We start from the raw sequence: 19,047 nt of genomic DNA on the forward strand, positions 1-19,047 counted from the left end.
AATTATGCCGCAAAAGTGTGAAGATTAGGTGAATATAGCGAAAAAACGCCAATTAGATCCCCGACTTGTTGAAGAAGTTGGGAATTGGGTAGGGGATGAGTGTTGCTCGCCCACTCCCACCACCATAACTAGCCACAACGTATTCACCACCCTGGAATTATGCCTTGTCAGCTTTCTTTAACTCAATTCGTTGAGGTACTCGCTGCTACCCCGGTTAATCTGTCAGCGCAGATGAGTGTTAACCCAGTCTGCGGTATAACCACTGATACTCGTCACCTCGAACCGGGTCAAATCTTTTTGGCGCTGCGAGGGGAAACCTTTGATGGGCATGATTATGCTGGAGTAGCGATTGAGAAAGGGGCGATCGCGGTGATTACCAACCGTGACCAAGCTCGCCAACTTCCGGGCATACCGCAGCTTCAAGTCGATGACACTCTACAAGCCTATCAGCAAATTGCTCGATGGTGGCGTGATCAGTTTGATATTCCGGTGATTGCGGTTACGGGTTCTGCTGGAAAAACGACGACGAAGGAATTAATCGCGGCGGTTTTGTCTACTCAAGGTAATGTTCTGAAAACCCAGGCGAACTACAATAATGAAATTGGTGTGCCAAAAACGTTACTGGAATTAAACTCAGACCATGATTATGCTGTGATTGAAATGGCGATGCGGGGTTCTGGGCAAATTGCCCTGTTGACCCAAATTGCCCGTCCGACGATTGGTGTGATTACAAATGTGGGAACGGCGCATATTGGGCTGTTAGGATCTGAGGATGCGATCGCAAAAGCTAAGTGTGAGTTATTGGCGCAAATGCCTGAGAGCAGTGTAGCTATTCTCAATCATGATAACCAACGGTTAATGGATACGGCGGCTACGGTTTGGCAAGGGGAAACCCTGACGTTTGGTTTAAACGGTGGCGATGTACAAGGGAAACTTATTGACCTGTTTCGCCTAGCAGTAGATGGTATGATGTTTCCCTTACCCTTACCGGGTGAACATAATGCCCTCAACTATTTAGCCGCATTAGCCGTGGCAAAACATCTCCAGATTGACTGCACACCCCTAACTCAAGGATTAGCGGTTCAGATGCCTGGGGGGCGATCGCAACGCTATGAGTTACCCAATGATATCGTGATTCTCGATGAAACCTATAATGCTGGATTTGAAGCTATGATCGCGGCGTTGCACCTCCTCGCCCAGACGCCCGGTAAGCGACGCATTGCTGTTTTGGGTTCAATGAAGGAATTAGGAGATCATTCGCAACAACTACACCAGCAAGTTGGACACATTGCCCAGCAACTCCAATTAGATGCGGTGTTGATTACTCTTAAGGATCAAGAAGCCGAAGCAATTACTAGGGGAATCTCTACATTACCCAGCCAAGGCTTTGCCCAGGATGACGCTTTGGTGCAACATTTACAGGAATTGGTTCAACCGGGCGATCGCATACTATTCAAAGCCTCGCGTTCTGTTGGTTTGGATCGGGTTTTGCATCAGTTTCGAGAGTTGATGTCTGGCTAATTGAGTCAGGAATCACCCCGAATTTCGGAAAAATTCTACATTCAACTCAAACGAGGCTTGGCGGCAAATTTTAGTTCTAAGGTTAAGCGATCATTGCTGCTAGGAGAGATTTTTTTATGGAAGCAACGGGCATCTTCCACAAATCCAAAACCCGCCTTACCGCAAATAGAGGTTATATTGGGATAGCCATAATACTTGCTGATTTCTTGGAGTGAATAGTCTTTCTTCACAAATCGATAGGCAAGTTTTTTCTTCCGGTGACTCTCCAGCACACAAACGTGAGGATTACTGCACAAATCCACATCTGTTAAATAAAAGTAAAAAGTTAAGCTTCGAGGGGTATTAGTGCCTCGATAAAACCTCTGAGTCGCTTGGCGTCGCTCATAGAGAGTTGACTCTACAGCAAAACTCCACCAAAGCTGAGTGTTTTGGTGAATCGGTTCGGCGTTTAGATAGGTTGCGGCAATTGCTAATAGTATTGGATCGCTTTCTAGTTTCTTAATCGTTGGCTCTAAACATATACTAGGGTTATAAATACCCCGAACTAATGGTTTCTCAGTTTGCATCATGACTTGTTTCTTTTCAGATGCATAAAAACTGCATTGGGTATTGTTGGGTTCATGGCAAGGACTTGCCAGCGCTAAGTTTTGGATTTCTTCGATAACCTGTAAAGGAAGGTTAAGGTTTAGGGAAATTCCTTTCTGCGTGAGTGAGTAAATAGTCTCATTCAAATCAATATCATTAAAAATTGAATTGTGATAATTTTTAGACTGAATTTCAAGCCAATTATTGGTATTAATTACACTTTTGAAAAGACGGTGCAGGCTAATACCATTAATAGGATTTTTGTCTTTTATAGTTTGAATGTAGTCTGAAAAAACTCTGAAATCTTTGAAAGGATTAGAACTTACATCAATTACCATTATTTTTGGGTATATCTTTCAATCCGAGGTCACAAACAATATAGGCTTCCGAGGAAATAAATTGGGGATTGATGCATGATACACCCTTAAGGGTAAATCCTGGTCAGTCATAAATAGTCACTCTAGCGAGATTAAAGAAATGAAATTTTTTGTCGCTAATATTGAGGATTTTTATGCCTATGTCATGGTAACCAATTACCCATAAAAAGGATAGATATTCGATTCTAGTTAGTCAAATCTTTAATTATCCGCAGAGAGTTTAAAGTTTTAGTAAAGCAGTTATCCCAGATAAGCAAGTCGTCCAATAACAAAGGACAAAGGACAAATGACCAATGACTTATTGCTTGTGGGCAAATAGCAACAATCCTGCAAGTAGTGCCACAATTGCCGCCGCATAGAACACCCACTGTAAACCGCAATAAGCTAACACCGGTCCTAACAAAATGGGGGATATAAACTGTCCCAAAAACCCCGCGCCTGTCCCAGCAGCGAGTACACTAGATTTCAAGTCTGGGGGAGCTAGATTCGCTAGAGTGCCGTAAAGTGTAGGAAGTACCAAACCAAATCCCACGCCAAAGAAGATAGCCGTAACCAAAATCCAACCCAGTTGATGCAGTACGGGAATGGTACTTAAGGTTAACGCCATCAAACCCAACCCGATCGCAACCGTCGTGCGTTGTCCCAAACCCTGGGCGAGTCTTTTGGCGCCAAATGCTGATATAACAGCCGCGCCTATTGCCCGTGATGCTAGAACGACGCCATTCACCACGCTCGTGGCGTCAATGGTTTGTTTGAGATATTGTGGTGCATAAATGACCACCGCGTACATAGCAATGGATACCAAACTGAGTGTACATAAGAGGCGTAGGGTGTAGGGGCGTCCTAAAACCTGACGCAGTTTACTTCCAGCATCTTTAGCGTCTCCCTTGGTTTTTGGGGAGGATTTTTTCGGTAAGAACCGTGCGGCTAAGATTGCCATAGGTAGTCCTATCCCATACAGACCAAATGCCCATTGCCAGTGAAATGAACCCACCCAACCCCCAAGTAGAGGAAAAGCAATGCCCATAATGGTCAGTGTACTGGTTGCGTACCCCAACGCCTGCGATCGCGCCTCACCTTCATACATATTCCCCAAAATACCCAAACTCGCCGCCGCAATACCGCCACTGGCGGCGCCTAATAGTCCCCGCACCACTAACAACGGCATCAGTGAGTGCATAAAGGCTCCAGCTGTGCCAAATAAGGCGTAGAGAATTAACGATGGGATCAGCACCCGCAGGTGCCCCATCCGATCTGCCAAGATTCCTAGCGGCGGACTAAATAGAGCAATGGTTAAACAATGCAGGCTGACCAAATTCCCCGCCAATGCCGGATCGAGGTTAAGTTGTTGGATCATCTCTGGCAAAATTGGCGCCACCACTCCCCCAGCCATGGTGGTGAGAGAGCCGGCGATTAGCAGCACGAACAGCCGAGGATCACGTAACATAACTTAAAATACCTAAATAGTTTGACAACTATAGCGCAACTAAACACTCAGACCTAGCCGGCTAAGTCTGGAACCTGCTCACCCTTCTCCCCCTATGCATTGACTGCCAAAAAATAACAGGATAGATATGTCAAATGAATCGACAACAGAGGCTCCGATATGGAACTGGCGACAACCCTAACCAGCCAAAACGTTCAAAACGCGATTAGAGAAGTAGGGATTAACCCCAACTACTGGTATCCAGTGGCTTGGGCAAATCAAATCAAACCCGGTCAAATATTGCCTGTCAAGATTTGGCAACAATCCATCGCCGTTTACCGGACTCCCAAGGGTCAACTCCATGGGTTAGAAAATGCTTGTCCTCACAAAGGCGTGGAACTGCACAAAGGCATTGTTCAGGATGAATATTTAGCCTGTCCTTATCACGGCTGGCAGTTTGATGGTGCGGGCAATTGTGTAGGCATTCCCTACTTTCCCCCACAACAGAAACTGCCCTGCGCCCAAGTCCGTACCTACCCGATTCAGGAAAAATACAAGCTAATTTGGATCTTTGCGGGAAATCCGGCATTAGCAACAACCTGCCAACCGCCAGATATGCCAGAATTTGACCATCCGGATTGGTTTATGGTTCCCGTGAGTGCCAGGATGAAGTCTCATTTTTCTATCTGTAATGAAAATACCATGGATGTTTTTCATGGATTTTTGCACCAAAACCTTCAAGGATGGTTTGATCCGGTTCTTAAACGTTTGCAGGAAACGGAAAATACTGTCTGTGCGGAGTACGATGTCTCCTATAAAGGGCGTATGGCTCAATGGTTAGGGTTGAGCGATCGCGCGGATCAAGTGACTCGGCGCACCATATCGGTACAGTATCGCTATCCCCATTATTACAGTTCTCTAGAAGGCGTCTCCAATCTCTACCTGATGCGCCTCCCCATAGGACTTACAGAAAGTCGCTCCTTTGCTCTATTCTTTTTTAAGGTTCCCCTACCCCAATGGTTCCGCCAGCTCTTTGCTCCCATCTTGTCTACCGTACTGGAACGGTTTGTATTTATGCGATTTCTCAACCAAGATATCGAAATGATGGAAAGTGAGCAGCGAACCTATCTGGCAAATCCCCAGCGTCGCTACGTGGAAGTCAATCCCGCGATCATTGCCATACAGCGGCTGATTATGCGTCAATTTCAACAACCCTGACTTAGCTATCGCTTGAAGTCAGGGATTGTCGGACAAACGACAATTTAAACCGTTGAATATCCGCATAGAGTCTCGGTTTGGTACGGCAAGATTTGACATCTATCCCTCTCCGGGTTGCTTCGCGCTCACCCGGAGTCTCACGAGGTATACGATGAACGGGCTTTAGCAACCAAACCCTAGACATGGAGCTGGAGATGAAAACAAATCCAGCAGGGGGTTGAATTTTATGCTACCCTGCTAGAGCAGAAATTAAAAACGCACCAACAACAGCGTTCGCCAATGTGCCAGCGTTATTGTCTGTCATAAGCCGCTCAGTCCAATCACCATGTATTATGTAGGATTACCGTGTACTCTATAAAACCGCCAACATGGAGCTTGCTATTCAGTCGGGATAATCACTTAAATTTAAGAGAAAAACACACGTTTTTATCTAGAAGCGGTAGTCTATCTAGGAAAAGGTGAGAGGAGTAAGGTTGTGGAAGTTGTCAAAGAGTACGTTCAGCGGTGGTACGAAAGTGGATTAGCGCCCGACGAATATGTCTGTCATCAAAAGCAAGGTAATTTAGTCGAGATAGAATCAGTCGCCACAGGAAAGCGTCAGACGGTTCTAACGTTCTGTACGAATGATGTTTTGGGTTTGGTTCAGAACGAGGCGGTTCGCCAAGCAGCGGTTGATGCTATCTTTCAATACGGTACGTCCAACAGTTCAACCTCAGTCCTGAGTGGTCGCATTGATTTACATCGACAGCTCGAACAAGAGATTTCTGAGTTTAAGCACCTGCCCCATACCCAACTCTTTTTAAATGCTTGGATGGCGATGCAAGCCTTGATGGATGCCTTCTGCCATCTAGCTATCCCGGTTGCTGGTTTTCAGCATACCCGTGAGACGCTGATTTTGACCGATGTCCTTAACCATGGCTGTATTCTCTCAGCAGTCGTCAATGCGGGAACTCGTTCAGGAAAGTTATTTGGTCATAGTCCGCGTGTGCGGGTGAGAGCCTATCGCCACTGTGATACAGAGGACTTATCCCGTAAACTGCGTCGTTATGCTCGCCCCCATGATCGGATTATGGTGATTTCTGATGCAGTGTTTTCCATGGATGGGGATATTGCCCCACTCCCCGATATGATCGAGGTGCTGCGAAATTACGAAGGCAGTGTCTTGGTTATGGATGAGGCACATGCAAGTGGGGCGATAGGGGCGACGGGTGGCGGTGTTTACGAACATTTTGGCATCCTACCACAATACGCGATTGAGCAAGGTGTTGTGCCGCTGATTATGACTACATTCTCTAAGTTTGCCGCGTCAGCGGGGGCAGCAATTAGTAGCCATGTGCCAGAATTGATTCCTCTGTTAAATGTTTCTCCCACGTCTATCGGCACCGTTTCCTTGTCGCCACCCCTAACAGCCGCTGCTTTAGAGAGCGTTCGTCAGGTGCGCCGTCATCCCGATATGGTGAAAAAGCTTCAGGCAAATACTCGCTACTTGCGATCGCGCTTAGTTGAAGCGGGATTTGATGCCATTGGTGAAACTAATGTTATCCCGGTAATTTTACCCTCAGAAATTAATCCAAAATTATTTGGTCGTTACATGTTAGAGAACCATGGGATTTGGGTGTCACCCATCTGGTTTATTGCCAAACCTCGCATCCGGATGACGGCAAATGCCCTGCATACCAAGGAGGAAATGGATAAATTAGTCGCCGCGATGGTGGCAACACGGGATTTATTATATAAACCCATGATTAGTGCCTAACTTGTCCTGGGACAAATGAAAAATGACAAAGGATAAAATTCGGGCTGTAGCAACTCCAGCAGACCAGGAATTGTTTCTGGATGTACCCGCACGAGTCTATGGGAATGACCCTAATTGGGTGCCACCCCTGCGTAGCGATGTGGCGAAGCAGTTTGCCCCCGATAATCCTTTTTTTAGCTACGGAAAATTACAGCAATTTATTGCCATGGACTCGTCCCACCCTTCCCAAGCGGTGGGACGAATTGTGGCGGCGGTGAATCAACGGTTAATTGAACGAGAGGGCAAAAGGGTTGGTTTAGTTGGGTTTTTTGAGTGTGTCAAAGATTTTGCGATCGCGCAATCTCTCCTAAATGCGGCTTGTCAGTGGCTGCGGGAACAAGGGATGACTGTGGCGCGGGGACCGATTGATTTGTCAACCCACAATAATTGTTTATTTTTGGTCGATGGCTTTGATACACCGCCCATGGTAATGATGCCCTATAATCCCCCCTACTATCCCGAATTTTTGGAAAAAGAGGGCTGGCAGAAAGCTAAGGATACTTATGCTTATGATTTTCCCCTAGATAAGCCTTTATCGGATAAGTTCAAGAAAGCCTATCAGATTGCTTGTAAATCGGGTATCACCTTTCGTCCAATTAGAACCAAAGGCGAAGGATTTGAACAAGATTGTAGCAGCCTTTATCACCTTTTTAACCGTGCCTTTGCCAACAACTGGAGTTCTGCGCCGAGAACGGAAGCCGAATTTTTAGAAGAAGCCAAGTCATTACAGAGTTTAGTTGATCCAGATGTTTTTCCCATAGCCGAAGACAAGGGTGAAATGATCGGCTTTTTTATGGGATTACCGGACTATAATATTCCTCTAAAACAGGTTAAGGGGAAACTAAACTGGCTAGGAATTATTAAGTTTCTTTGGTATCGTCGCCAGATTGACCAAGGACGGGTAATTGCGATTGCTTCATTGCCAGAATATCGCCGTAAAATGGTGCCTCTGGCGTTAATTTATTTGGGAATGCAAGGGGGAATTAAGAAAGGCAAGCCCTATAAGCGAGCAGAATTGGGTTGGGTTTGGGAAGATAATTTCCCGTCTCGTAAGTTGATTGAAGCGTCGGGGGGGACAATTTATAAGACGTATCGAATTTATGAAAAAACGCTGTAGTCAGTATCAGCCTAATTTTTTTGACTATTAGATGATTATTTAGTTTAGTAGAGACGTTCAGGCGGAACGCCAGTGTCATCATTCTTCCTCTCGCTGTAGGATAGAACGACTGGCATGATCTCCAGCCTTGCAGGTTTTCTGGGCGCAAGCCTTGCGCCCCTACAATTCTAATTGACCCAATTACGGTGTGCCACGCACGCTACTAGTAATCTAGTTCATAGTTTTATAGTCAAGAAAGCTGAGTATAATTTTTAAGATAAGGTCTATTAGATTGATTTTTGCCGTCACGAGTGCTGTTTACATCTTTCCATTTTTCTACGGTTGGTCTGTACCACCAATATTCAAGTAAAGATTTATCAACAAAATTTATTAGCTCTGAGTCTGGCCAGATATGAAGTTTTTCGATACAACCTAATTTATCTGCTGCATCCTCAATTTCACCCCACTGTCTTATAAAGTGCTTTGCCCAGGATTTTTTTTCCATGATTAAGTCAACAAAGTCTAATCCAGCCGACTTCATTCTTCGCCCATTACTACCACGGGCATTTATTGGCTCCCAAAAAATTACCTCGGGATCAACCTTCATTAAATGCTCTAAGCATTCAAGCAAGTCTTTAAAGGTTAACTGAGGTGGAGTCGGGGCCACGGCGATATACAAGCGACATTCATGTTTGTATCCCTCTAAAAGTGCTTTGTATCGTTCGCTAGGAGGAGGGGAGTGAGGTTCAATACATCGACTAAGTTCATCATCTATAAAAGGAATACTCATCCCAACAGTTACATTTGGGTGATTGAGGATATCTATATCTTCGAGCCATAATGGACTACGAGTGAGAATCCTAATTCGCTTATCATATTTCAGTAACACTTCAATGGTTCTTCTAGTTACATTAGCAGTCTCCTTGTTCTGATAGGGATCAGTTCCAGAACATAAAAGCACAACCCCTCTTCCAGAAGCCGTCTCACGCCAAACTTTCTTTCTGCTTAATTTTTTCTCTAATTTTTCGGGAACCTCTTCTCGAATAAAAAGATACTGTCCCCAGTTCATTTGGGGATTAGCTACCCCTTTCTCTGCTAAGTGAGATTGTCTCGCTCGAATAACTGGTGTAGACGGAACATAGCAGAATGTGCAGCCGTGTAAGCATCCTGACGCAATATTGATAACGTAGTCACAAAGTGCTTTCTTGTTTAAAGCGCTTTCTTGAAGAGGATTAGTAATAGCTTCGGTACCTTTGACAACTGCCATTATGGTATAAATATACTATCTATGTATCCTAATATTAGGGTAGAACCTTGGCACTTACAAGTTCGACTTTAACTCAAAATCAAGTGTCTTTAACTGTTAAGTTAAGTAAATTACACTTGACATTAGCGTATGACTTGGGCAAACCAAGATTATGTAAGCATTGATCTCTATAGGATCTATCCAAGGGGATACTGAGACAGAGAACATGTAGTATTTTATACAAAAAATATGATGAGCAAGAAGGATAGAGCAAGCCACAACAATAGTTGCTACTGGAGTGCTGATGGTACTCACTTACCTGAGATACAGCCTCATACTAAAATCAAACATCAGGTACTTGGAGATTACACTCAGAGGTGGGTAGAGACGCTAACGGGACATGGCAAATATGGGGTTAGAACTGTCACCTTAGTGGATGGTTTCTGTGGTGGAGGAATGTACACTGATGGGAACCAATTATGGGAAGGTTCGTCGCTTCGCATGATCCGCAAAGTTGAAGAGGGACTGAGGAATGTTCAGGAGCGTAAGCCTTATCAGGAGCTAGATGTTAAATTTATCTTCATCGATAATGACCCAGACCATACTGCTTGCTTAAATTTACAGCTTAAGAATGCAGGTTTTGAGAACTATATCGAATCTGGTAAATGTGAAATTATTACTGGTAATTTTCACGAAAAACTCGACTATTGTTTACACCGTATTATAGAGAGAAAAGGTCACTCTTTTTTCTTCTTAGATCCCTTTGGGTTAGATATTACTCCAGAAATTGTTAAAAAAATTATTGACCTAGGTCGATCAGAAGTACTCTTCAATCATATGCTATCGGGTCTAGTAAGAATATTAGGTAGAAGAGATGATCCTATATATCAGAATTTTCTTAAAGAATTTGGAGTGGATGACTATTATAATAATATTCCCGATTCAAAAGATTTTCAGCATAGGCAGGGATATCTTAGAGATCAAGTTCTAAAACTATTCCGAGAAAAAGGCAATGCTCAAATTCTACACACTTTTGCCTTGATCAAGGATCGTCAATCTGTTTACTATTATCTCATTCATGCTTCTAGCAATGCAACAGCCTTAAGCGTCATGAAAGATACGACCTGGCTTCAGAATAATCTAGAGTATCAGTTCCACTATGGAGTATATGGTATTGGCTACAGGACTTACGATGATCTTGTTAAAAATTTTAGGATTTTTGATGTCAACAAACAAAATCGAGAATATTGTGTTAATAGATTAAATGAACAACTAATAAAGTTTATATACGAAAATGATAATATTTCCTTTAACTTTAAAGAGCTATTCAACAAAACTCTACAAGAAAATCCGGCGACTAAGCTGATGTATGTGGATGCAGTGAATTATCTTCTAGATGATGGAGAGATTCTCGTCATGCGAAATGGAAAGATAACAACAAGTCGGTCAATTCAACCAAAAGATATCATCATGAAAGCGAAACATAAACAGACTATTCTGTTTAACGACTATGGGGTAAAGCCAGTAAATCGAAGAGAAAAAAAACACCATAAAAAAGCTACAAAAAAAACAAATAGTGTCGTCTCTGACAGCAAACAACTAAATCTATTCGATAGGTTAACTGGTGATTAGTTGTATTGTTCTACGACAGTTTTCTGGGCGTCAGCCTTGCGCCCCTACAATTGAAACAGTTAATAATGGTGGGTTAGACGGTGACAACAACATCAACAACAGAACAACCGCAAGTTCGCGCTGAACCAATCGTTACACTCAGAGGGGTTAGTTGGCAAACCTATCAAGCTTTAATGCACGATGTAGGAGATAATCGGGCTTGGAGGATAGCTTATGACCAGGGAATATTAGAAATCCGGATGCCACTACCCAAACACGAAGAACCTAAACGACTGCTAGAGAGTTTTATTGAAGTTATAGTAGACGAACTCGGCATTGAGTTGAGAAGTCTTGGTGCTTTAACATTGGAACGGGAAGACTTAACCCGTGCTGTTGAACCTGACACCTGTTTTTACATTCAAAATGAAAGTAGGGTCAGAGGTCAAGACAAAATTAATCTACCCGATGACCCACCGCCTGACTTAGTAGTTGAGTCCGATTATAAAAATTCTTCCATCAATAAATTTAAACTCTATGCCGAGCTTGGTGTTCCAGAAATTTGGCGATATCACCAGAATAGGCTTGAGGTTTATCAACTGATAGAGGGACAATACGAAAAAACTCAGCAAAGTCCGACGTTTTCATTTCTACCCATTAACGAAATTCCTGGATTAATTGAGCAGAGTAAGAAAATGGGACAACGAGCAGTCGTGCGTTTATTTCGCCAGCGAATTCGAGAAACTTTGGTAAATCAAAGTTCGGATTAAGAGGAATGGCACTAACACCCACGTTCGTAGTTGCGCTGTCTTCGCCATAAGCGCTTGCATCGCTGACTATAAATGCTTAAGTCAGTAACATTCGTTTTAGCTTCCAAATGCTAAAGTAGTATGGATACTACAAATTGTTTCAGCGTCTGCTTCATTGAGAATGGACTCCCCTAACTTCAGCAATCCACAGCAAGAGCGAATCTATGGCAGGCTCAACTCCCTTGTCAGTCCCGGAGCGGCTGCTTTTTGGCGTGACGCCTGCCGTCTCATGGAGATGGAGCTACCACTGGAATCTACAACACACTTTGTCGGTCACTCATTGCGAGAAATTGAGAGTTCCCTGCGTGCAGTATTAAAGCCTTTCTGGGAGCCATCGGAGCAGCCATCAAAAAAGAAGAAAGCTTCAGGTGACGATACGCACAAGGCTCAAATTAAGGCTGTGTTACAGGCACTCGAAATTCCTGAAACATCGGATGTAGCTAGGAAGTGGTTGAGCTTGCCTGGTAGAAATAGCGAGTATGGACTTCACAGACGCGCACATCGCGATGACCTAGCATCACCACGTCCAGTTGATGAAAAATTTAGGCAGTTTTGGAGTGATATACAAGCTGTTTTAGATCAAGTTCTTGACAGATTTGAAACTCGCTACTCTGACATCCGTCGTCTGTTAGACGAGTTGCTGACAAAATCTGAGCCAGAAAAAAAAGATCTAGATACACTTCGTCTTCATATTCCCAATAGTCGTGCTGGCCTGGGATACTTCTTTGAGCAGTTAAAAGCTCCAGGATGGCTAAATCCACTTTGGCAGAAAGGTTTCTTTAAAAATCCGCCTGAGCCAGAAGTAGACCTTGAACGTGGTGGGATAGGTTGTCCCCCTTGGTCTCAGTCCCGCTACCTAGTACGGATGGCTTCTCAAAAACCCGAAATAGTTCTAGAGATTGCCCAGGAAATTCTAAAAACGGGGACAAAAAATATTTTAGTACATGAAGACTTGGCAGAAGCAGCTTGTGCAATGCCACCAGAACTAGCTGCACGTTGGGTAGAACAAGAAACAAAGTGGCTCAAAGAGCAAGATAATCTTTACTTCAGCCTTCTAGAAAACTTAGGTGAGCTGATTGTCTATCTTGCTGAAAGTGAGCAAGTGGATGCTGCGCTGGAGTTAGCTCGTGAACTTCTCGCTGTGATGCCAAATCAAGAAGGCGACTATCTGACGCGAGTACGCACACGCTGCGATGACTACTATTACAGGCAAATTCTCACCGAATACGTACCCAAATTACGAGAAGTAGCAGAAGAAGACACCTTAAAACTGCTGTGTGAACTACTTGATAATGCAGTTCGTCTATCGCAATCTCATAAAGAAGATGATAGCTCCGAAGATCACTCTCGTAGTTGGCGATCTGCTATTGAAGAGCATCATCAAAATCTTTCAGATGTAAGAAATCTGTTAGTAAATGTAGTCCGAGACATTACAGAAAAGATTGCTAAGAATGAGCCAACCAAAGTGCGAGGTTTGGTACAAAGTCTTGAGAGCTACAACTGGCGGATTTTTCAGCGCATGGCGCTTCACCTAATTCGTCAGTGTCCAGATGTGGCTCCAGACCTTGTTGTTGAACATCTGACCAACCATCAGCGATTCAGTAACTCAGACTTAAAAGAGGACTATGAATATGTACTTCTGTTAAAGGAACGTTTTGCCTACCTTGCTCCAGAGGAGCAGCAGAAGATTCTCAGTTGGATTGCAGAGGGTTTTGATTTGAACAAACTCTCTCTGAGGAGCCAGAAAAAAAGAGAGTTGCACCAGAAATATTGGCAGCGCAATAAGCTAACCCCTATCAGTGAGCATCTTTCCTCAGAGTGGCAACAACAATATCAAAATTTAGTTGACGAACTTGGCAAACCTAAGTTTCGAGAACTTGTGTTTGATGTGTATACTCCAGACCAGGAAGATTATTCAAGTCTAACAAAGGCTACAGAACTGGCTTTGATGAGTGATGAAGAGCTGATTTCATACCTAGACACATGGCAACCTTCATCTGGAGAATTCTTCCCCGATCAGTTAAGCGAAAAATTGAGACAGGAATTGACAAGGCTAGTGGAGAGCAATCCTGAGCGTTTTGTTCTCCAAAATGAAAAGTTCAAGGATTTAAAACCGAGGTATATAGCTGCTATTTTTTCGGGGCTACTAAGTGCATTACGTCAAGAAACAGGAATAAGAGAAGAGGAAAAGCCCCAATTATCCTGGTCATTGATGCTCGACTTCTGTAGTTGGGTATTAGAACAGTCAAAAGCCAACTCTGAATACTCTAATTCAGAAGCTCGCCACAATTCAGATTGGAGTTGGGCTGGTGAGGTAGTGGTTGACTTGCTTAAGGTTGGTCTCGAAGTAACAGGTAAAAATGAAATTCCATTTCACTTACGTCGTGAATTTTGGGAAGTACTCAGACCACTATTCAATGACCACTCAAAGTCTATTCTTTGCGACAATAGTTACCATAGCTCTAAACTGATCAATCTATCCTTTAATATTACTAGCAGCGCGGCAATGCATACAGTCATTCACTATGCTTTTTGGGTACAACAGCACTCAGATGGTGAGGGACAGGCAGTGCAGAATTTTGATAAAATGCCGGAAGTGAGGGAAATTCTGGAGTCTCATCTAGTTAGCAACAAGGATTCATCCCCAGTAATCCAAGCTGTCTACGGCTATAGATTTCAGTCTCTATTGACCCTAGACTTAGACTGGACTACCCAAAACGTGGAGATGATTTTTCCTAAAGATGAATCCCTTCGAGAACTGCGCGACGCTGCTTGGGAAGGCTACATTACTTACCATTCTCCTGATGCCAAGCTGTTCAATATCCTGCGAGAAGAGTATAGTCATGCCATTGAGCAAATTGATAAGTCTATTTACGAATGGCAGCATCTGCCAGAATCTGGTGAAAGTCTAGCTGAACATCTGATGCAGTTCTACTGGAACGGAACTCTGAATCTTGGTGAGTCGGATAACCTACTTGAAGGCTTCTTTGCAAAGGCTCCAGAGCAGCATCGGCAATACTTCATGAGGCGTATCGGATGGCTGGTGTCCAATAATCAATCCACGATTGAGCCTGAGTATTTAGAGCGGCTGAAACAGTTTTGGGAATGGCGCGTTAGCATGGCTCGAAGCTCACCAGCCCCTGATTTACACACATCGGAACTGAAAACGTTTGGGAAGTGGTTTGCTTCAGGAAAGTTTGATAATAACTGGGCTATCACTCAGCTAAAAGAAGTTCTAAGATTAGCTAACTATGTAAATAATGATTCTATACTCCGCCATATTGCTGCCCTCGCTCCCTCCCAGCCACTGGATGCATTTGAGTGCTTGCGCTTAATAGCTGATAGAACTCTTGACCTGATTTACCTGGATCAGGAATCTAGCCGCATAATTCTATCTACTGCGCTTCAATGTGAAGACGAAAAGACTCGCAAAGCAGCAAAAGACTTAATCAACCGCTGGCTAGTTCGTGGCATAGACTTTCGGAATTTGCTATCAGACGAAGAGGTTTGAATAATCTATACACATACGGGGACTCTTGAAAAAGAGACTTGACAAACCAATTCTGCAAATTGTTCTCCTGATGTCCAAAATAAACCATGACAACAACAACTAAATTACTCACCCTAGCTGACTTTCTAAAACTTCCCGAAACCAAATCTGCTAGCGAATTTATTGACGGTAAAATCTATCAAAAACCCATACCAAAAGGGAAACACAGCACTCTACAAATATGCCTCGCAAACACAGTAAACGAGGTGGGATTTCCTGAAAAAATCGCTTACGCTTTCCCCGAATTACGCTGCACGTTTGGCGGACGCTCTATTGTGCCAGATGTTGCCGTCTTTCGATGGGACAAAATTCCCTTCGATGCTGATGGAGAAGTGGCAAACGTATTTGAATGTTCTCCAGATTGGACGATTGAAATCCTCTCACCAGACCAGTCACAAACAAAGGTGACAGATAATATTTTATTCTGTCTCAGACATCAAACCAGGTTGGGGTGGTTGATTGACCCCGATGAGAAAGCCGTAATCTGTTTTTACCCCAACCAATTACCAGAAATTATGCGACAACCAGAGGATAGACTACCTGTGCCAGATTTCCTAAGTCTACAGCTAACCGTTGAACAGGTATTCTCCTGGCTGAAACTGGGACAGCGTTTGTAAATCATAACAAATCCGGGTTAGCTATCCCCGTTATAACCCAGTCCGCGCAGGCGGACTTTGTTTGTGTAGCAGCGATTTCAATCGCCGTGGCAAAAGGGGGTAATAAAGGCGGATTTGGTATCACAGGTGTGCGATCGCGAAAATCCCTTTGCGCCAATTTCCACAGTATTGTTAATTAATATACTACAAGTCTTGTGATTGGTGGGTTACGGCGGACACCGAATTAAATGGTGATTTTTTGAATTGAATTACCGCCTAACCCACCCTACCTGGTATTATATTTTATTGCTCAAGGCTCTAACTTATGCTTGTTTTATTCAGCCGGATAGCTGTTTCTATATCCAAAATGATTTAACCCTTCCGGTTCCTCATACTCTACCGCCACATCTTTCACCACAGCAGCAGCAGGACCTTGATGGCACCAATTAATCATTTCCTCAACTCCTGATTTATTCCCTTCAAACACCGCTTCTACTCGACCATCGGGTAAATTTCGCACCCAACCATTTACACCACATCGACGGGCTTCACTGACTGTTGAAAGACGATAGCCAACGCCTTGAACTTCTCCAGAAATGAAAACGCGGGCGCTGATTTGTTCCTGTGATTGATTCTGCATTTTATATCAAGTTCGATTGAATACTTACTAGAGATAGGGCAGAATGCTTCAATACAATAAAAACTATTTAGAAGATTATCATACTCTAAATAAGAGCAGTTTGTTTAGCAGTTTTAGGTTAAATTGACCGGGTTAAACCCGCCCCAGCACTTGACTTAGGAGTTATAAATATAACATTATTGTTGACTTTGGTTCAGCTTTGTTGTAGTTCTTCCTGAAGAATCCGCTGATAAATCCCCGGTAAATATCGAGACATTGAATTCGTTTCTATACCATAACCTAAACTCGTCCAAGTTCCCGATAACCGCCGCAATACTTGATCCACTTGACCTTGGCGCAATTGTTGGGAAATATCCATTCCCCACGCTTGCGGATCACTCAGCCAAGCATAAACGACTGCATCCTGATATTGTGGCTCAAAGCTATAGTTACTCCACCACAACAATTGCCAATGTTGAGGGTGATAGCGTTTGGCTTTGTCATACCAAGTCGTGTTAATAAACTGATACCGTCCGGCGGCGGTGGTACAATTCCCCACATTGGGACCTGCCACAATGGGCACACATCGATTGGGATGATCACTCAAATCCCAAACATGCTCCCCTCCATACAGTACCGAATAAGGTTGAGAAACATTTGCCTCACTTGCCGAAATTGTTCGCATCAGCGCCCGAATATAAGGATCACCGCCTCGCATGACTAAAGGTTGAGTCCCCTTTTTACCTCTGGGATTGTGAAAACTCCATTCCCCTTGTTGATATCCTTCACGCAGTTCGAGGAATAGGATCATTAAAATTAATATATTAATCCACTGAATTAGACGTTTCATAACATAAGGCTTAAAATTCGATCCCATAGACTGTAGAGACGTTCGATGTAACGTCTCTACAGTTGGATTAGGCGACATTTGCAAATAGTTCTTGCCAAGTGCGATCGCTCCCTTGTGGACGGGCAATCACTTCGACAATCTTATTACGCGCCTCGGCTTGAAATAGCGCCTCGACACAAACCTGTGCCACTTTCGTGCGCGGGATACTCCCATCAAATAGTGTATCCGCTGATGACATGACCACAGGATCAGGAGTATCTTCATTTTTCAGCCCCCCAGGTCGCACAATGGTATAGGTCAAGCCGCTTTTCTGGAGGTACTCCTCAGCCTGCTTTTTCCACACCAAAATCAGCCAAAACAGATTTAGGGGATGTAACAGTTGGGAGACACAAAGTGAGGAAACCATGACAAAATGCTCAATGCCCTTGGCTTTGGCAACATCGACCAGATTCTTCGTCCCCTCATAGTCTACTTGGTAGGGTTCTAGGGGGTTGAAGCTAGGAGTAGCACCTGTCGCACAAAAAACGACAGTGCTATCTCCCAAAGCAGCGCTGAGACTCTCAGGCTTCAATACATCCCCAACGACTAACTCAGCTTCAGGGGGTAAAATTTCCTGTCCTTTCTCCAAGTTCCGCACCAAAGCGCGGACAGGGATATTGCGTTTGACCAGTTCGTTGACGATTCGGCGTCCTGTTTGACCTGTCGCTCCGGCGACCAATGCTTTCATCTAGAAATTTCCTTCAACAGTGAGAGTTGACGGCAAGATACACAAGTTATGCTGTAAAGAGCCCGTATTTTTTGATTCGATACCTTAACATTCTCTTTTCAATTCTATAAATTATCAATGAAGTTTTACCAGATGTGCAGATTTATACCGTAAATTCGTGAAGATGAAAGAGAGAATGAACAATCGCCAGTGGGCATCCTAGCAATAGGCACCAACCCTAACTGACACCGTGGAGCAATTATGCAGTCCCAATTCCTTAACCAGCAACCCATCGCAATCGAGCCAGTGCATCTAGATACCCAATCCACTTTTACCGAGGATGAGAGGGACGAGTCCCAATCATGCCAATTAGCGCCTGAGTTGACTCAGTTTTACGGTCACTTCCAAAATGGTGTAGAGATGTATGCCGAACCGGAACAAGTAACGACTTATCTGGATACTCACCAGGAGTGGTTTCGTGACTGCGCCCAGCCGATGAATGCTGAACCGATTGGAGCCAATGGTTATGCTTTAACGATAGGGCGCTTTGGGTCATTCGGCTACGAAGTTGAGCCAAAAATTGGACTAGAACTACTCCCGCGCCAGGATGGGATCTATAAAATTCAGACGATCCCCGTTCCCGGTTACAATCCTCCCGGCTATGAGGTTGACTTTCAGGCGACTCAAGGGTTTGTGCCGATTCCAACTCACGAGTATTTTTCTGAGCAACAGCTTGAAGGGATAGAACTTCCCCCCACCATTACCCGTATCGAGTGGGAGCTTGATTTAACTGTTGGTGTGCGGTTTCCCAAGTTTATCCACAAATTACCCCAATCCTTGATCCAGAGTACAGGCGATCGCCTATTGGGGCAAATCGTCCGACAAGTGTCTCGCCGCTTGAGTCACAAGGTACAGGAAGACTTTCACAATCGGATGAATATCGTGATCCCCAAAAAATTAAAGCGACGTTGAGTCGGGAGAAAAACTCAAGCTAGCGGTGGGGATGTCATTTGTTGATTGTTCATGGTTCATTGGTAATTCCCTC

The 19,047-nt window shown here is 44.0% G+C and carries 15 protein-coding genes; 9 read left to right on the plus strand and 6 right to left on the minus strand.

Annotation, left to right across the window (positions count from 1 at the left end; translation table 11 throughout):
* Positions 1–159: 159 nt before the first annotated feature.
* The gene (locus tag RIM23_RS04910) at positions 160–1,521 is read left to right on the plus strand and encodes a UDP-N-acetylmuramoyl-tripeptide--D-alanyl-D-alanine ligase (RefSeq protein WP_446364960.1); all 1,362 of its coding nucleotides are present in this window, start codon (positions 160–162) and stop codon (positions 1,519–1,521) included.
* Positions 1,522–1,562: 41 nt separating this feature from the next.
* Here the strand turns inward: RIM23_RS04910 and RIM23_RS04915 are convergent, their stop codons facing one another.
* Complete coding sequence (locus RIM23_RS04915) at positions 1,563–2,252, minus strand: hypothetical protein (protein ID WP_446364962.1); 690 nt, start codon at positions 2,250–2,252, stop codon at positions 1,563–1,565.
* Positions 2,253–2,781: 529 nt separating this feature from the next.
* Positions 2,782–3,930 (minus strand): MFS transporter, encoded by a 1,149-nt coding sequence (locus RIM23_RS04920; protein WP_446364964.1) that lies wholly within the window; start codon positions 3,928–3,930, stop codon positions 2,782–2,784.
* Positions 3,931–4,089: 159 nt separating this feature from the next.
* On the opposite strand from RIM23_RS04920, the gene RIM23_RS04925 reads away from it, so the two are divergent.
* The 3 genes from RIM23_RS04925 to RIM23_RS04935 all read left to right on the plus strand — a co-directional run bounded on the left by RIM23_RS04925 (position 4,090) and on the right by RIM23_RS04935 (position 8,039).
* Positions 4,090–5,127, plus strand: a complete 1,038-nt coding sequence (locus RIM23_RS04925) for an aromatic ring-hydroxylating dioxygenase subunit alpha (protein ID WP_446364966.1) — start codon at positions 4,090–4,092, stop codon at positions 5,125–5,127.
* A 475-nt stretch (positions 5,128–5,602) separates the two neighbouring features.
* Positions 5,603–6,883: an aminotransferase class I/II-fold pyridoxal phosphate-dependent enzyme gene (locus RIM23_RS04930; RefSeq protein WP_446364968.1), complete on the plus strand. Its 1,281-nt coding sequence runs from the start codon at positions 5,603–5,605 to the stop codon at positions 6,881–6,883.
* 22 nt (positions 6,884–6,905) lie between these two features.
* Entirely contained in the window at positions 6,906–8,039 is a 1,134-nt protein-coding gene (locus tag RIM23_RS04935; RefSeq protein ID WP_446364970.1) for a hypothetical protein, read from the plus strand.
* Positions 8,040–8,268: 229 nt separating this feature from the next.
* Here RIM23_RS04935 and RIM23_RS04940 read toward each other — a convergent pair whose 3' ends face one another.
* Positions 8,269–9,285 carry a radical SAM protein gene (locus RIM23_RS04940; RefSeq protein ID WP_446364972.1) on the minus strand — a complete coding sequence of 339 codons (1,017 nt, stop codon included), beginning with the start codon at positions 9,283–9,285 and terminating at the stop codon, positions 8,269–8,271.
* 228 nt (positions 9,286–9,513) lie between these two features.
* On the opposite strand from RIM23_RS04940, the gene tcmP reads away from it, so the two are divergent.
* From tcmP to RIM23_RS04960, 4 genes are all read left to right on the plus strand, one after another.
* A complete protein-coding gene (gene tcmP, locus RIM23_RS04945) occupies positions 9,514–10,896 on the plus strand; it encodes a three-Cys-motif partner protein TcmP (RefSeq protein ID WP_446364974.1) in 1,383 nt (460 codons plus the stop codon).
* 80 nt (positions 10,897–10,976) lie between these two features.
* On the plus strand, positions 10,977–11,642 hold the full coding sequence (locus tag RIM23_RS04950) for a Uma2 family endonuclease (RefSeq protein WP_446364976.1): 666 nt from the start codon (positions 10,977–10,979) through the stop codon (positions 11,640–11,642).
* 160 nt (positions 11,643–11,802) lie between these two features.
* Entirely contained in the window at positions 11,803–15,192 is a 3,390-nt protein-coding gene (locus RIM23_RS04955) for a hypothetical protein (protein ID WP_446364978.1), read from the plus strand.
* An 86-nt stretch (positions 15,193–15,278) separates the two neighbouring features.
* Positions 15,279–15,848, plus strand: coding sequence for a Uma2 family endonuclease (locus tag RIM23_RS04960; protein ID WP_446364980.1), 570 nt, complete (start codon positions 15,279–15,281; stop codon positions 15,846–15,848).
* A 313-nt stretch (positions 15,849–16,161) separates the two neighbouring features.
* Here RIM23_RS04960 and RIM23_RS04965 read toward each other — a convergent pair whose 3' ends face one another.
* The 3 genes from RIM23_RS04965 to RIM23_RS04975 all read right to left on the minus strand — a co-directional run bounded on the left by RIM23_RS04965 (position 16,162) and on the right by RIM23_RS04975 (position 18,023).
* Complete coding sequence (locus RIM23_RS04965) at positions 16,162–16,467, minus strand: acylphosphatase (RefSeq protein WP_446364982.1); 306 nt, start codon at positions 16,465–16,467, stop codon at positions 16,162–16,164.
* 193 nt (positions 16,468–16,660) lie between these two features.
* Positions 16,661–17,296 (minus strand): glycoside hydrolase family 24 protein, encoded by a 636-nt coding sequence (locus RIM23_RS04970; RefSeq protein ID WP_446364984.1) that lies wholly within the window; start codon positions 17,294–17,296, stop codon positions 16,661–16,663.
* A 67-nt stretch (positions 17,297–17,363) separates the two neighbouring features.
* Entirely contained in the window at positions 17,364–18,023 is a 660-nt protein-coding gene (locus RIM23_RS04975) for an SDR family oxidoreductase (RefSeq protein ID WP_446364986.1), read from the minus strand.
* Positions 18,024–18,263: 240 nt separating this feature from the next.
* On the opposite strand from RIM23_RS04975, the gene RIM23_RS04980 reads away from it, so the two are divergent.
* On the plus strand, positions 18,264–18,974 hold the full coding sequence (locus RIM23_RS04980; RefSeq protein WP_446364988.1) for a DUF1997 domain-containing protein: 711 nt from the start codon (positions 18,264–18,266) through the stop codon (positions 18,972–18,974).
* Positions 18,975–19,047: the final 73 nt, after the last annotated feature.

Source organism: Coleofasciculus sp. G3-WIS-01 (assembly GCF_040223135.1).
Taxonomy (GTDB): domain Bacteria; phylum Cyanobacteriota; class Cyanobacteriia; order Cyanobacteriales; family Coleofasciculaceae; genus Coleofasciculus.

Excerpts from the sequence above, each read along its gene's own strand:
- RIM23_RS04910 (WP_446364960.1), top strand. The coding sequence starts at position 160 with ATGCCTTGTCAGCTTTCTTTAACTCAATTCGTTGAGGTACTCGCTGCT.
- RIM23_RS04920 (WP_446364964.1), bottom strand. The coding sequence starts at position 3,930 with ATGTTACGTGATCCTCGGCTGTTCGTGCTGCTAATCGCCGGCTCTCTC.
- RIM23_RS04925 (WP_446364966.1), top strand. The coding sequence starts at position 4,090 with ATGGAACTGGCGACAACCCTAACCAGCCAAAACGTTCAAAACGCGATT.
- RIM23_RS04935 (WP_446364970.1), top strand. The coding sequence starts at position 6,906 with ATGACAAAGGATAAAATTCGGGCTGTAGCAACTCCAGCAGACCAGGAA.
- RIM23_RS04940 (WP_446364972.1), bottom strand. The coding sequence starts at position 9,285 with ATGGCAGTTGTCAAAGGTACCGAAGCTATTACTAATCCTCTTCAAGAA.
- tcmP (WP_446364974.1), top strand. The coding sequence starts at position 9,514 with ATGATGAGCAAGAAGGATAGAGCAAGCCACAACAATAGTTGCTACTGG.
- RIM23_RS04955 (WP_446364978.1), top strand. The coding sequence starts at position 11,803 with ATGGACTCCCCTAACTTCAGCAATCCACAGCAAGAGCGAATCTATGGC.
- RIM23_RS04960 (WP_446364980.1), top strand. The coding sequence starts at position 15,279 with ATGACAACAACAACTAAATTACTCACCCTAGCTGACTTTCTAAAACTT.
- RIM23_RS04965 (WP_446364982.1), bottom strand. The coding sequence starts at position 16,467 with ATGCAGAATCAATCACAGGAACAAATCAGCGCCCGCGTTTTCATTTCT.
- RIM23_RS04970 (WP_446364984.1), bottom strand. The coding sequence starts at position 17,296 with ATGAAACGTCTAATTCAGTGGATTAATATATTAATTTTAATGATCCTA.
- RIM23_RS04975 (WP_446364986.1), bottom strand. The coding sequence starts at position 18,023 with ATGAAAGCATTGGTCGCCGGAGCGACAGGTCAAACAGGACGCCGAATC.
- RIM23_RS04980 (WP_446364988.1), top strand. The coding sequence starts at position 18,264 with ATGCAGTCCCAATTCCTTAACCAGCAACCCATCGCAATCGAGCCAGTG.